The 13,431-nt window shown below is 46.5% G+C and carries 10 protein-coding genes; 7 read left to right on the top strand and 3 right to left on the bottom strand.

Annotation, left to right across the window (positions count from 1 at the left end):
* Positions 1–76 precede the first annotated feature (76 nt).
* Positions 77–1,516: a sodium:proton antiporter gene (locus BUR09_RS12960; RefSeq protein WP_074217585.1), complete on the bottom strand. Its 1,440-nt coding sequence runs from the start codon at positions 1,514–1,516 to the stop codon at positions 77–79.
* A 673-nt stretch (positions 1,517–2,189) separates the two neighbouring features.
* Between BUR09_RS12960 and BUR09_RS12955 the strand changes: the two genes are divergently transcribed.
* Entirely contained in the window at positions 2,190–2,780 is a 591-nt protein-coding gene (locus tag BUR09_RS12955; RefSeq protein WP_074217369.1) for a TrmH family RNA methyltransferase, read from the top strand.
* Positions 2,781–3,150: 370 nt separating this feature from the next.
* Here BUR09_RS12955 and BUR09_RS12950 read toward each other — a convergent pair whose 3' ends face one another.
* Positions 3,151–4,389, bottom strand: coding sequence for a glycosyltransferase (locus BUR09_RS12950; RefSeq protein ID WP_074217368.1), 1,239 nt, complete (start codon positions 4,387–4,389; stop codon positions 3,151–3,153).
* A 630-nt stretch (positions 4,390–5,019) separates the two neighbouring features.
* On the opposite strand from BUR09_RS12950, the gene BUR09_RS12945 reads away from it, so the two are divergent.
* The 6 genes from BUR09_RS12945 to BUR09_RS12920 all read left to right on the top strand — a co-directional run bounded on the left by BUR09_RS12945 (position 5,020) and on the right by BUR09_RS12920 (position 11,501).
* The gene (locus BUR09_RS12945) at positions 5,020–6,195 is read left to right on the top strand and encodes a THUMP domain-containing class I SAM-dependent RNA methyltransferase (RefSeq protein ID WP_074217367.1); all 1,176 of its coding nucleotides are present in this window, start codon (positions 5,020–5,022) and stop codon (positions 6,193–6,195) included.
* Positions 6,196–6,308: 113 nt separating this feature from the next.
* Positions 6,309–6,800, top strand: a complete 492-nt coding sequence (gene gpt / locus BUR09_RS12940) for a xanthine phosphoribosyltransferase (RefSeq protein ID WP_074217366.1) — start codon at positions 6,309–6,311, stop codon at positions 6,798–6,800.
* Positions 6,801–6,877: 77 nt separating this feature from the next.
* Positions 6,878–7,948 (top strand): BMP family ABC transporter substrate-binding protein, encoded by a 1,071-nt coding sequence (locus BUR09_RS12935; protein ID WP_074217365.1) that lies wholly within the window; start codon positions 6,878–6,880, stop codon positions 7,946–7,948.
* A 30-nt stretch (positions 7,949–7,978) separates the two neighbouring features.
* Positions 7,979–9,040, top strand: coding sequence for an ABC transporter permease (locus BUR09_RS12930; RefSeq protein WP_074217364.1), 1,062 nt, complete (start codon positions 7,979–7,981; stop codon positions 9,038–9,040).
* 2 nt (positions 9,041–9,042) lie between these two features.
* On the top strand, positions 9,043–9,963 hold the full coding sequence (locus BUR09_RS12925) for an ABC transporter permease (RefSeq protein WP_074217363.1): 921 nt from the start codon (positions 9,043–9,045) through the stop codon (positions 9,961–9,963).
* 2 nt (positions 9,964–9,965) lie between these two features.
* Complete coding sequence (locus BUR09_RS12920; protein ID WP_074217362.1) at positions 9,966–11,501, top strand: ABC transporter ATP-binding protein; 1,536 nt, start codon at positions 9,966–9,968, stop codon at positions 11,499–11,501.
* Between the two features lie 98 nt (positions 11,502–11,599).
* On the opposite strand, the gene BUR09_RS12915 is transcribed toward BUR09_RS12920, so the two are convergent.
* Positions 11,600–13,132: a phosphoethanolamine transferase gene (locus BUR09_RS12915; protein ID WP_074217361.1), complete on the bottom strand. Its 1,533-nt coding sequence runs from the start codon at positions 13,130–13,132 to the stop codon at positions 11,600–11,602.
* Positions 13,133–13,431 lie beyond the last annotated feature (299 nt).

Raw genomic sequence — 13,431 nt, 5'->3', positions numbered from 1 at the left:
TTCTATCGTTCTGAAGTTAGGCAAAAAAAAGCCCCCGTGCTGAGCACGGGGGCAATACAATCATTCAAACCTAAATCTATGCGATGAAGACGTAGGTGATGAGAACGAATAATGGGATGAGAATACCGAAGGACCATGCCATGTAGCCAAAGAAGCTAGGCATTTTTACGCCCTGGTCTTCTGCAATGGAACGAACCATGAAGTTAGGTGCGTTACCAATGTAGGTGTTAGCACCCATGAATACAGCACCAGCGGAGATAGCAAGAAGAGTGCTTGCCATGTCGCCCATGAGGTGAACTGCATCGCCACCAGCAGTGTTAAAGAACACGAGGTAGGTAGGTGCGTTGTCCAGGAAGGAGGAAAGGAGACCGGTGAGCCAGAAGTACATGGTATTAACAGGTTCGCCGTTGTGGGAAACCATGTTGATAACAGAAGCAAGGGCACCGTTCTCGCCAGCTTTCAGGATAGCGATAGCTGGGATCATGGACAGGAAGATACCGATGAAGAGTTTACCAACCTCGAGGATTGGGAACCAGTTAAAGTCGTTGAGACGGCGGCACTCGTCGTCGGTAAGTTTAAGAGAAAGACCGGTGATGATAAGAAGAATGATGTCACGAACAACGTTCTGCAGTTCAACATGAACATGGTATACGTTGAAGCTTACATGCGGGTTCCACATACCGGACAAGAGTACTGCACCGATTACGCCGAGGAGAAGCAGGAGGTTAACTTTGCCGTCGAGGCCAAGTTTAGCTTCAGAACCGCAGCCGTAGATCTGACGACCATTTTCGAAGCGACAACGACCAGGAGCTGCTGGTGCTTCGTCACAACAGTTGGTAGGTGGTACAGGTTTACCTTCTTTAGCAAAGAGTACGGTATCAACGCCGAAGTAAAGAGCAAGAAGGATAGTAGCTGCAAACACCATGAGTGGCAGCATGTGAGAGGTGGTCCAGAAGAAGGAAACACCTTTCAGGAAGCCGAGGAAGAGTGGTGGGTCACCAAGTGGAGTGAGGGAACCACCGATGTTTGCAACAAGGAAAATGAAGAATACAACAGTGTGTACTTTGTATTTACGGTGAGCGTTAGCACGGAGAAGCGGACGGATAAGGAGCATTGCTGCACCAGTAGTACCCATCCAGCTAGCGAGAGCTGTACCGATGAGAAGCATCACGGTGTTCACAATAGGTGTACCAACAAGGTTACCTTTAAGACGAACGCCGCCAGCTACGGTAAACAGAGCCAGAAGCAGAATGATGAACGGGAAGTATTCGAGAAGAAGAGCGTGCAATGCTTCGTAAAGAGCAAGGGAGAATCCGTATGCCATAGTAAATGGCACGAGGAAACAGAGCGCCCAGAATACAGAAATTTTACCAAAGTTGTTGTGCCAGAAGTGTGGCGCAGCAATCGGACCGATTGCAATAGAAAGCAACATACATGCGAATGGAATTACCCACAGCGCAGAAAGGGATGCACCATCAAGGTGCGGAGCGCCTGCAGAAGCGGACGCGAATGCCATAGCAGGCAGCAACAATCCTGCTAAGGCAAAGCTAAGACTTTTAATAGCTTTGGATTTCAAAAAGGTAAACACAGCGTAAGACTCCTTCATACAAGTTGTGTATCAACAGATACAAAGCGAGATATACCAGTAGGAATGGACAATAAAACAAAGACAACTATTGCCATTTCTCCATTGCATGTGTGGGTGCATCTGGTTTTTGGTATATTCACGAACTTCTTGGATTAAACTAGAAGACAAGTCGCTCTTTTACTCGTACACAATGCACATTTCAATAGATTAGGTGTAAAAAAATATAATTTGCAGCGAGTTAGTCTTTTTTACTTTGAAAATCATTTGGTTAGACTTTCAAAGCTTCTCGCGAAAAATTATATATCTAACCAAGTTCAGCGCGACTATGCATTGCGTGACAAGAGCTGTAAAAGCCTGTACACCCAATTCGCGCAACATTACAAGAAAGAAAATCAGTTTCATGCCAATATACACTTTGGGATGACTCATTTTTGGAACTTTCTGTGTAAGGCATCTCAGCTGTTGGTGCGCATGTTTTTTATGAATTATGGCTTGCCCTGATGGCTTAAATTCCGTGCTTCATCAGGTAATGGCTCTTAATACAACGACAAACCTGTTGCCGGTTTTGTCCGGTAAATTTGACAGGATATATGGTGTGCAGATGACAAAAGAAAGAACTCCAGAAAGAACTGCTAAACTCGAACGAGTGTTAAAACTTCGTCAGAAAGATCTGACTCTTGTAATGGCGAACGTACACGATCCACATAACGTTTCCGCTATCTTGCGTAGCTGTGACGCATTTGGGGTACCAAAAGTTCACCTTTACTACACAGATACCCCATTCCCGAAACTCGGGAACAAATCTTCTGCGTCTGCACGTAAATGGGTAGATACAGAACGTCACGACAACACTGACGATCTTATGAAGTCCCTGCGTGCCCAAGGCATGAAAGTTCTCGCTACAAGCTGCTCCCCGAACGCAAAGCCGCTTCGTGACTACGACCTCTCTGAGCCAACTGCAATTATCATGGGTAATGAGCATCGCGGAACCGATCCTGAGCTTGTAGAAGTTGCAGACGGTGAAGTTTACATCCCGATGTTCGGTATGATTCAGAGTTTCAACGTATCCGTAGCAGCAGCTGTAATCCTCTCTGAGGCTTCCCGTCAGCGTCAGCTTTCCGGTAAGTATGATCAGCCAACCTACACTGAAGAAGAGTACAAAGCTGTTCTTGAAGATTGGCTCGAGCGATAGCTTTTGTTTAGCCTCCGGTGAGTACGTTGTTTAGGCTCCGGCGGCTTAAGAACCTCTTGCAAGAGGTTCTTAAGAATTTCCAGAAACTTTTAATAGCGAGCTAAGCACGTTGCTTGTGTAATTTGCGGCTTACGCTCTACTACCTTTCGTAAAAATATAAAAGGGCTGTCCTATTTTGATAGGACAGCCCTTTTTTTGTTTCGTGAAAGGTCGTGGTGTATAAGCCGCGAGGTTTTGTAAATAACGGGCTGTTTTCGCAAGTGAAAGTTTTTGGAGAGTCCAGAGAAGCCTTTTTTCAAAAAGGTTCTCTGGCCGCCGGAGGCAAGCCCCGCAGTGTCGCTGAAGGCAAAAATAAAAATAAAGCTAGTGGTTAGAGCAGTCCTAAGTCCTTAAGCCAACCTTCGTAGAGCTCTTGAAGCTCTTTTTCTTTGGCTTTGCGTGCCCAGTTGGCGAGTCCTGCTGCTTTTTTGGTAAGTGCGCTGATATCTTCAAGCTGGTTGTCGATATGCCCGAGCTTGTCGTTCGCCATCTGAAGCAGACTCTCATTCTGTGCGGCTTCTGCCACGGCTGCAAGCTTGCGGTAAAGCGGCAGCATCGGGAAGAAGAACGTTTGCAGCAGCCTGATGCCGCATGCTTCTTCAAATTTACCTGTCGATTCGAGGTAGGCTGCGAGCTGTACATACCCTGTTTGCCAGAGAGGTTCCTCAATGATGAGCGCCAGACAGGTTGACGGGTCTGGTGACTGCATCATCTGTTCGTTCAGTTCCTGCTCTCGTTCTGGTGTAAGAGTCATGTAGCTTTCCAGCCACGGTGAAATTGTGAAAACGTAGCCTTCTTTTTTTGCAATGAGGTGCTTGTCGGGCCCGAAACAGCCTTTGCAGCGGTCATTCAGGCGCATTGTGTCTATGCTGAGATCATCTTCAAGAATGGACTCGTTTTTATCTGGCTCCAGCAGCGTGGACTGCGGGATGAGTTCAATGGTCTGTTCGTTGTTGCGTACTGCACAGCAGAGATCGAGTACTTCCATACCGGTTTTGTACTTGGTGTCGAATTGACCGATCTCTTTGAAGGTTTCTGCACGCATGAACATGCCGTTTACAGGTACCGCTTGGAATGAGCGTTGTTTGGTTACGGCTGGGTGCGTTGCAGGGAATGATGCAAAAAGTGGCTGTGGTCGTAGAGATGGAGTAAAAGTTGTTCCGCAGTTTTGTACTCGTCCGGACTGAGGGCAAATGAGCAGTGGTGCTGCAATGCCGGTGGACGAATTGTCTGAGAGATGTTGAAGCAGCGGGCTGATGCTTTCTGCTGTAATTTGTGTTCCTGCTTCGAGGAAAAGCAGATAACCGCCTTTTGCGTTGTCTGCAGCAAGGTTGAATGCGCGTGCTCTGCTGATAGGCGCAGTGAGTTCGAGCGCAGCAGGGCGTACTGGAAGCAACGGTGCTACTTCTTCAATAAGCGCTGAGATGGCAGGAGTTGCTTCACTGTCAGCAGTGATGAGAATTTCGCATTCGAGGTCTTTCGGCAGATTCGTGAATGAGGCAAGAGTCAGGGCAACAGCTTCGGTTGAGCTGATGCTTGAAACAAGTATGGATAGTGTGGTTGTCGTCATAGTATGCATTCTGTAGTGTCTTGAATGTGTATTCAATCGGGCGTTGCCATATGTAATGATACAATCTGTAAGCAAGGCTAAGATAGAAGGCGACAGGTTAGCTGGTACGTTGTGCTGCGTGAAAAGTGTTTTTGCAGCAGGCCTTATGGTGATAGCGTCTAGACTGTTTGATGGTGGCTGAAGCGTGTGCCCGATTGTTGAAATAGTGTCTTTCTCTTAAACGTATCTGGAAAAACAGGCAACTCTAGGACTGTGGCTGTAGGGCGATGTTTTATAGAAAGAAAAAAAATAGGAGGTGGTTGATACAGTTTTTTCGAGAATTGATACACGTTGAGACGCAAAATGTGTCTCAGGTTGTGGGAGTTTGCATCTTGCTCACGACTCATATATATCGTGTTCCATCTTAAGAACTGATACTGATTTTTTCATAAAAAATATCGGAAAATCAATGAGTAAGATCAACTTCGTACAAAAAGCTTTTAGTTGGCTGAAGCCAGCGATGCTTTCTTGCGGGGTAATTGAAAGGGTGCAGGGCGCAAGCCTTGTTTTTGTCTGGTAATATTATGCGGACGGAACGTGTAATTTTGCCGGATTTTTTATTTGTAGCTGCACGAAGAGTGCAGGAGAATCATGAGTATTTTTAACCGCAAGTCAGAGGTGCTTATTACATGCCCACGTGGGGCTGCACCTATTTTGGCTGAAGAAATTAAACAACTTAACTTCCCTGTAAAAAAAGAACATACTGCTGCTGTTGAGACATACACAACTATGGCAGGCTGTATGCGTTTGAACCTGCACTTGCGCACTGCGCACCGTGTTCAGTTTCAGCTTGCATCTTTCAGGGCATACAATGCCGACGATGTATATAAGTACATTCGTGAATACATCGACTGGGACGAAATCATTGCGCCCGACGGCTACCTTTCTATCTCTTCTTTTGTGCAGAACGACTCCATTCGTGATACTCGTTATGCCAACGTTCGCGTAAAAGATGCTATTTGTGACTTCATGCGCGATAAGCATGGTCGCAGGCCGGATTCCGGTCCTGAGCAGACAGGTACAGTCTTGTTTCTGCATTGGGTTCAGAACCGGTGTAAACTGTATCTTGATACTTCCGGCGAACCTCTTAACCGTCGCGGTTACCGTAAACTTCCTTGGAAAGCTCCAATGTCCGAACCTCTTGGCGCAGCAGCTCTGCTTGCCAGTGGCTGGGATGCTAAGAGCAATGTAGTAAACCCGATGTGTGGTAGTGGTACTCTTGCTATCGAGGCTGCACTTATCGGGCTAAACAGCGCGCCGGGGCTTATGCGTGAAAACTACGGTTTTATGCACCTTCCAGATTATGATCAGGCTCGCTGGGACAAGCTTCTCGACGAAGCTGAAGCTGCTGAAAACGGCGAACTGAATTTCAGAATTATCGCAACAGATAAGAGTGCAGAAGCTATTGAAGCTGCTAAAAAGAACGCTGCTGCTGCGGGAGTTGACCGCTACATCGAATTTGATGTGTGCGATTTCCGTGAGACAGAAGTTCCCGAAGGCGGCGGAATTGTAATTATGAACCCTGAATACGGCGAACGCCTTGGTGATGTTCGCTTCCTTGGCGAAGTGTATCAGGCAATTGGCGACTTCTTTAAGAAGAAGTGTCAGGGCTACAACGGGTTTATTTTTACAGGTAACTTGGACTTAGCAAAACAGGTTGGCTTACGCACCTTTAAGCGTCTTACATTCTTTAGTGCAAAGATTGAATGTAAGCTGCTGGGTTACCAGTTGTACTCTGGTTCCAAAAAGGCAAATAAGCTTAGCTAATTATGCATTAGGTTGTATGTCTGGAAGGAGAGAGGACTCATACATCCTCTTTCCTTTCAGAAAAAATATGTTACCGAAATACTTCCACTTTAAATACATATTGGATTACTACAGTGTCTGACTCCAACCGTTATTCTAAAGTTACTCCTGTATCTTGGGAGTTGTTGCAACGGGATGCCAAGCAGCTTGCTTGGGATTTATTGAAAAAAGGTGACTGGAAGGGCATTTACGCTGTTACGCGTGGAGGCTTGGTTCCGGCTGCTATCCTTGCAAGGGAAATGGAAATTTACCAGATCGAAACCATCTGTCTCAACAGCTACAGCTGGAAAAATCAGGGTGAGATGAATATCCTGAAGGACGTTGATGGAGACGGCGAAGGCTGGCTGATTATTGACGATCTGGTGGACACTGGCGGAACAGCACGAGTTGTGCGTGACATGCTGCCTAAAGCCCACTTTGCAACCTTGTATGCAAAGCCGGAAGGCAAGCCGCTTGTTGACACATACATCAGAGAATACTCTCAGGATACCTGGATCTTATTCCCTTGGGATTCTGAGGTGCAGTTTACAGAGCCACTCGCTAAGCGGGTAAGTGATAATAAATAGGTTGTTGTTCTGGTTGTTGCAGGGGATTCTGCAACTCCATTTTACCATTCGGGATTGATGTTTCATGGGAGGAAACAATGCGTAAATTAGTAGGTATTGCAATGCTTGCAGCTATGGTTGTTGTTGCCGGTTTCGGTGCAACTGTAGCACAGGCGAAAGATTTGAAAGTTGGCTTCGTGTACGTATCTCCGATCGGTGACGCTGGTTACTCTTACGCTCACGACCTTGGTCGTCAGGCTGTTGCTAAAATGGACGGCGTAAAAACTTTTTATGTTGAATCCGTACCTGAAGGTGCTGATGCAACCCGTGTTATCAACAACATGGCTCGTAAAGGGTATGATGTAATTTTCGGTACCAGCTTTGGTTACATGGACCCAATGCTCAAGGTCGCAAAGAAATTTCCTAATATCACATTTATGCATTGTTCCGGTTACAAAACCGCACCGAACATGTCTGCATACTTTGGTCGTATTTACCAGTCCCGTTACCTCGCAGGTCTTGTAGCTGGTTCCATGACCAAATCCAACATCATCGGCTACGTTGGCGCGTTCCCGATTCCAGAAGTAAAACGCGGCATTAACGCATTTACTCTTGGTGTTCGTGCTGTGAACCCAAATGCAAAAGTACACGTAGTATGGACTAAAACCTGGTACGACCCAGCAACCGAGAAAGAAGCTGCTAAGTCTCTTATCGACATCGGTTCCGACGTTATTGCTCAGCATCAGGATTCCCCTGGTCCTCAGGAAGCAGCACAGGAAGCTGGCATCTACTCCATCGGTTATAACTCTGACATGTCTGAGTTTGCGCCAAAAGCACACCTTACTTCTGTAGTATGGAACTGGAGTGCATTCTACCCTGTAGTTATTGAAAAAGTTCAGAAAGGTGAATGGAAAGCTGACAACTACTGGTGGGGTCTCTCCGAAGGTGTAGTTGATCTCGCACCATTCGGTGATATGGTTCCACAGGATGTACAGGCTATGGTTAACGCTCGCAAAGCGGAAATCAAAAACGGTACATTCAAGGTGTTTGCAGGCCCTATCAAAGATCAGTCTGGTACTATCCGTGTTGCAAAAGGTGAAGTAGCTTCCGACGCAATGCTTACTGGTATGGATTGGTTTGTTGAAGGCGTTGAGGGCTCTAACCAGTAGCCGTTGGGCTAATCTGGAGTATCTTAGCTTATGCTAGGTTTTACTATTGAAAAACGTCAGGAGCCCCTTAAGTGGGGCTCCTTTTTTATCTTTCTGGTTGCGTTGGTATTCTCCCTTGGCGTAAGCGGGCTGTTGCTGGCTATTCAGGGAAAACCACCGTTAGAAGCAATGTACCTGTTATGGGACGGAGCCTTTGCACATGACTGGGCACTTGAGGATACTGTTCTCAAAGCTATCCCTATTTTCCTCTGTTCCTTAGGGGTTGCAGTTTGCTTCCGTATGCAGATTTGGAATATCGGCGCAGAAGGGCAGTATGCTCTTGGTGCTGTCGGGGCAACTTGGGTTGTGCTGAGTATGCCGGATGCACCTATGTGGGCACTGTTGCCGCTTATGTTCCTTGCTGCGGCAGTGCTTGGCGGTCTCTGGGCGATTATTCCGGCTCTGCTGCGTGAAAAGATGGGACTCAACGAAATTATTTCGACTCTGATGTTTAACTACATCGGTATCCTGTTCTTAGAGTTTCTTGTCTACGGCGCATGGAAGGATCCAGCAAGTTTCGGCTTCCCGATGACCATTATGTTCCCTGACACAGCAATTATCGGCGAGTTCTTTGGCCGAATCCATTGGGGCATTCTTGTCTGTGCGGGCGCTGCGGCTGCATTAACCGTATTTTTAAAACATACCCGCCTTGGCTTTGAAATCATGGTTAGCGGTGAGAACCCTCGTGCAGCCCGTTATGCGCGTATGCCATACAGCGCTCTTGTTGTGCTGGTAATGGGCATATGCGGCGCGCTGGCAGGCTGGGCAGGGCTGATTGAAACATCTGCAACGCTTAACCGTCTTCAGCCGACGATTATGGTGGGCTACGGTTTCACCGCAATCGTTGTTGCATGGCTTGCACGTCTGCGTATTACCTCCATTGCAGGGTACTCCATTCTTTTGGCGGGCCTGCGTGTAGGTGTAGAAAACTTACAGCTTGAATTGCAGGTGCCAGCTTCATTTACCGGCATCATGCAGGGACTTATTCTGTTAAGCGTGTTGGCTGGGCAGTTCTTTAACTGGTACTCATTCCAGAGAAGCAAGCGAGGATAATCGTGGGCTTAGAACTTATTATTCCTATTCTGGCTGCGACTATTCAGTCCGGTACTCCAATTCTGTATGCAACTCTCGGTGAGATGCTGACAGAGCGTTCCGGCGTGTTGAACCTTGGTGTTGAAGGTATGATGATCTTCGGCGCATTTTTTGCGTTTTTAGTTTCACATTATACCGGCAACCCGTGGCTCGCATTTGCCTGTGCCGGTATTCTTGCCGGATTCTTCGGGCTTGCACATGCCATTGTTTGTCTTGTTTTCCAAGGCAATCAGGTTGTATCCGGCCTTGCTCTTACCATCCTTGGTGTCGGTCTGGCAGACTTCCTCGGCACAGCATACGTGGGCATGTCTGCAGCGGGCTTTTCACCGTTCGATTTTCCAGTACTGGCGTCTGTTCCTGTAATTGGCGATATCTTCTTTAAGCAGGATGCGCTGGTATATCTGTCCTACTTGCTGCCGTTCTTGTTCTGGTTCTTTATGACCAGAACCCGCTGGGGGCTTGCTCTTGGTGCAGCCGGTGAGAACCCTGCCGCATGTTTTGCCGCAGGTCTTAACCCTGTAAAACTGCGCTGGGCCGGTATCTATTTTGGCGGTGTCCTGTGTGGCCTTGGCGGTGCGTATCTGTCTCTTGCCTACACCCATTTGTGGACAAACAATATGACAGCAGGACGTGGCTGGATTGCGGTAGCATTGGTTATTTTTGCATTCTGGCGTCCGGGACGCGCAATGTTCGGCGCGTATCTATTTGGTGGGATTATGGCATTCCAGATGCGTTTGCAGGCCGTTGGTGCGACACTGCCGTCTTCGCTGCTGCTTATGCTTCCATACGCATTGACAGTTATTGTTCTTCTATTTTCATCAGCGCGAGGCAAGGGACGTCAGGCTCCTGCTGCTCTCGGCGTGAATATTGAGCCGGGAGAATAGCCGTGGCTGAATACGTCAATAAACGAACCAATCGTGGCGCATTTGAAGGTGAGGCACCGTTTGTTCGTCTGAAAAGAATTAGCAAACACTTTGGTAAGGTGCGTGCTAACCACGAAATCACTCTCGATATTCGCCCGGGTATGATTAAAGCATTGCTTGGTGAGAACGGCGCGGGTAAATCTACCCTTATGTCCATTCTCTCCGGCAGATTCCAGCAGACTTCCGGTGATATTCTGGTAGACGGCAAACTCACAATGTTTACCTCTCCGAAAGATGCGATTAAAGCAGGCATCGGTATGGTGTATCAGCATTTTATGCTGGTAGAATCCATGACGGTTGCTCAGAACGTTCTGCTTGGTCAGGAAAAAGCGTTTCTTGTCAGCCCGAAAGCGCAGGAAAAAGAAGTTGCGGATCTGGCAGAGCAATACGGTCTGCCGATTGATCCTTCTGCCGTTGTTTCTTCCCTGTCCATGGGGGAAAAGCAGCGTGTGGAAATTCTCAAGCTGTTGTATCGCGACAGCCGCGTACTGATTCTTGATGAACCGACAGCCGTTCTTACTCCGACTGAGACTGAGCAGCTTTTTGAAGCTATGTGGCGCATGGCAGACCAAGGTAAATCTCTCGTCTTTATTTCCCATAAACTCAAAGAAGTTATGGCAGTAGCAGACGAAATTGCAATTCTCCGTAAGGGTGAAATTGTAGACGAATTTAAAGGATCCGACGTTCCGAACGAAACTGTGCTTGCTAACCGCATGGTTGGTCGTGACGTTGAGCTTTCTCTTGATGCGAAGCCTGTTGAGCTTGGCTCCACCGTTTTGGATGTCCAGGGGCTTGATGGCGACGGCCTTGAAGAAATCATGCTTTCCGTTAAGAAAGGTGAGATTGTCGCAATTGCCGGTGTTGCAGGTAACGGGCAGAAGGAGCTTGTAGAAGTCGTCTGTGGTCTCCGTAAGCCGGTACGTGGCGAAGTAGCAATCCTCGGTCTTGAATGGCACGACTTCTACCCGCGTCCTCCAAGAAAAGGACGCTCTCTCGCGTACATTCCGGAAGATCGCCAAGGTCTCGCAACCTGTAAGTATGTTGACCTTGTAGACAACTTCCTGCTGACAACGCGTCACTCGTTCACAACAGGACCGTTCCTGAACCGTTGTAAAGCTGTTGATACAACTATCGATATTGTAGAGCAGTTTAACGTACAGCCTGGTCACATCGATGCAGACGCACGAGCTCTTTCCGGCGGTAACCTGCAGAAGCTCGTTATCGGTCGAGAGTTCTTCCGTCAGCCTGACATCATCGTTGCAGAAAACCCGACACAGGGGCTCGATATTTCCGCAACCGAGGAAGTATGGCAGCGTCTGTTGGAAGTTAGAAATCGTGCCGGTATTCTGCTCATTACATCAGAGCTGAACGAGGCATTGCAACTCGCAGACCGCATCGCAGTAATGTATCGTGGACGCATTATCGATCAGTTCCCGAAATCGGATACCAAGAAGGTTGAAGCAATCGGGCTTATGATGGCAGGTGTTACACCTGAATAAGTGCTACTCGGAAGAGATTATAATCTGCAATATAAAAAAGGATGGAGTGATTTCACTCCATCCTTTTTTTATGTTGTAACTAAGCTGGTAAGATTCGTTTAGTTCATTAATACAGGCAAGGAAGTGTTTTTGAGTGCAATACCTCCAAGGTTAATTGTCCACGGGAAGAGGATATCATGCGATAACGATTTCCCGATTTGTTGTTTCAAGGCCTCAACATACCGTGGGTTATGGATCGCATATTTGTCAGAGTACCAGATGATTAGCGGCACATTTCGTTGTTCAGGCCTTTTTTTATTGCCGTGCATGAATATGCCGTCTTCTCCAAGCGATTCACCGTGATCTGATGAATAGATAACAAGTGCATTTTTATCTCTGACCAAGTCATATAAATTGGCTAAAAATGCGTCTGTAGCAAGGATACTATTATCGTATGCGTTAATGACAGTGTTTAGATTTTCGTAGTTGCTGTATTTGTCCGGAGTAAATTTCCGATATTTTTCTGAGTACTTTGTATGGTAATTAAAGTGACTTCCACGGGTATGTATAACAATGGTTCGATTACCATCAATGTTGGAAAGTACCCTCTTAACTACAGGGAGCATCATTTCATCCCTGAATGTAGAGTAGTCAGCAGTAGTAAAATCGTTTCGAAAAATAGTTTGCTGCGCATTTCCCATAATGCGAGTTGTTGGCATGTCACTACTATAGACAGCCCTGCTGTTTGCTGAGATCCACGCTGTGGCGAATCCGTGCTTAACGAATAAATCAAGAAATGAGTTTGTTGTGATTTTCGGATGTGCAGAAGTTGCCGGAGTAAGCATTGCCGGAACAGAAATTCTTGTAAGGGCAGCAAATGAACGGATTGCACCATAGGTAATGACATTTTTTTCTTTGATAAGGTGCGGAGTTGTCTCTCTGGAATATCCATTGATCTGGAAATGATCGGCTCGTGCGGATTCTCCAATAACAAAGATAACTGTGAGTGGCTCGGTTTGCTGTGGGGTAATGAGTTCAGAATCGAGTGAGGCAGAACTCTTAGGTTTTGGTCTAGTTTTGTATTGAACCCAGCGAATGGAAAAGTTGGCTACAGAATCGATGACGCAAAACGGAAAGGCATATTTTGTTGCAATGGATGGGCGCAGCTGTACGGCTATAGGATGCTTGTTGCATTTAGATAAGGCGACGTTAATTGGAATAAGGAGTAAGAGTAGTAGAATCGGCCACTTAAGTTTGGGGGGCTGAGTGCATCGTTTGATGGCAGCATATGCAGAAATGGAGAGAAGCAGAGCAATAACGATAGATAGAACAAACTGTGGGGTGAGGGTTTCGCTTGCTTCACCTACTGTTGTTTCAATTAAGAGAAATAACAGGTTGTCGCTAATTTTAATGTTGAGGAAGTTGTAAAGATAGGCACCGACCGTGCTTAAAAAGAGCAGAACAGGGATTACGATTATTGCTATTTTCTTGATTCTAAGGGCAATGGCAAAAATACTGTAGTGAAAAAGGACTAAGTACGTAAACGCGAATAGAGCGTATGTAGGACTAAGTTGTGATAACGGCAGGTACATCATTCCTGCAAAGGCAAGAGAGAGCAACAAGAGGGTGATATTCGTTTTTGGAAATGCCATTTAGTATTCCTGAAGTTTTGTATAAAAATGAAAAAAATTATTTTTCATATATAGGTCAGAGGGTTAATAAAGTATTAACGCCTGATTGGCTAGAGGGTTTAGTACGAATAATTAGGTGATGTAACGAAGCGTAAAGAAGCGTAAAGAAGGGGGGGCGGTCGTTATGAGCATGGCTGCTTCATTGATTTATTAACTTCTTGAGTAGACCGCTTTTTCCGTCGAATCACAGCATGGGTACTGACTGACTTAAATATTTTTGAAGACATTTTTGATATTAATTAGTCGTATTTCATAAAGAA

Source organism: Halodesulfovibrio marinisediminis DSM 17456 (assembly GCF_900129975.1).
Classification (GTDB): domain Bacteria; phylum Desulfobacterota; class Desulfovibrionia; order Desulfovibrionales; family Desulfovibrionaceae; genus Halodesulfovibrio; species Halodesulfovibrio marinisediminis.
Note: the sequence above shows the minus strand (reverse complement) of the source record. Positions and strands in the feature narration are given on the sequence as shown.

Bases quoted from the DNA above. Each gene is read 5' to 3' on its own strand.
- BUR09_RS12960 (WP_074217585.1), bottom strand. From the start codon at position 1,516: ATGGCATTCGCGTCCGCTTCTGCAGGCGCTCCGCACCTTGATGGTGCA.
- BUR09_RS12955 (WP_074217369.1), top strand. From the start codon at position 2,190: ATGACAAAAGAAAGAACTCCAGAAAGAACTGCTAAACTCGAACGAGTG.
- BUR09_RS12950 (WP_074217368.1), bottom strand. From the start codon at position 4,389: ATGACGACAACCACACTATCCATACTTGTTTCAAGCATCAGCTCAACC.
- BUR09_RS12945 (WP_074217367.1), top strand. From the start codon at position 5,020: ATGAGTATTTTTAACCGCAAGTCAGAGGTGCTTATTACATGCCCACGT.
- BUR09_RS12935 (WP_074217365.1), top strand. From the start codon at position 6,878: ATGCGTAAATTAGTAGGTATTGCAATGCTTGCAGCTATGGTTGTTGTT.
- BUR09_RS12930 (WP_074217364.1), top strand. From the start codon at position 7,979: ATGCTAGGTTTTACTATTGAAAAACGTCAGGAGCCCCTTAAGTGGGGC.
- BUR09_RS12915 (WP_074217361.1), bottom strand. From the start codon at position 13,132: ATGGCATTTCCAAAAACGAATATCACCCTCTTGTTGCTCTCTCTTGCC.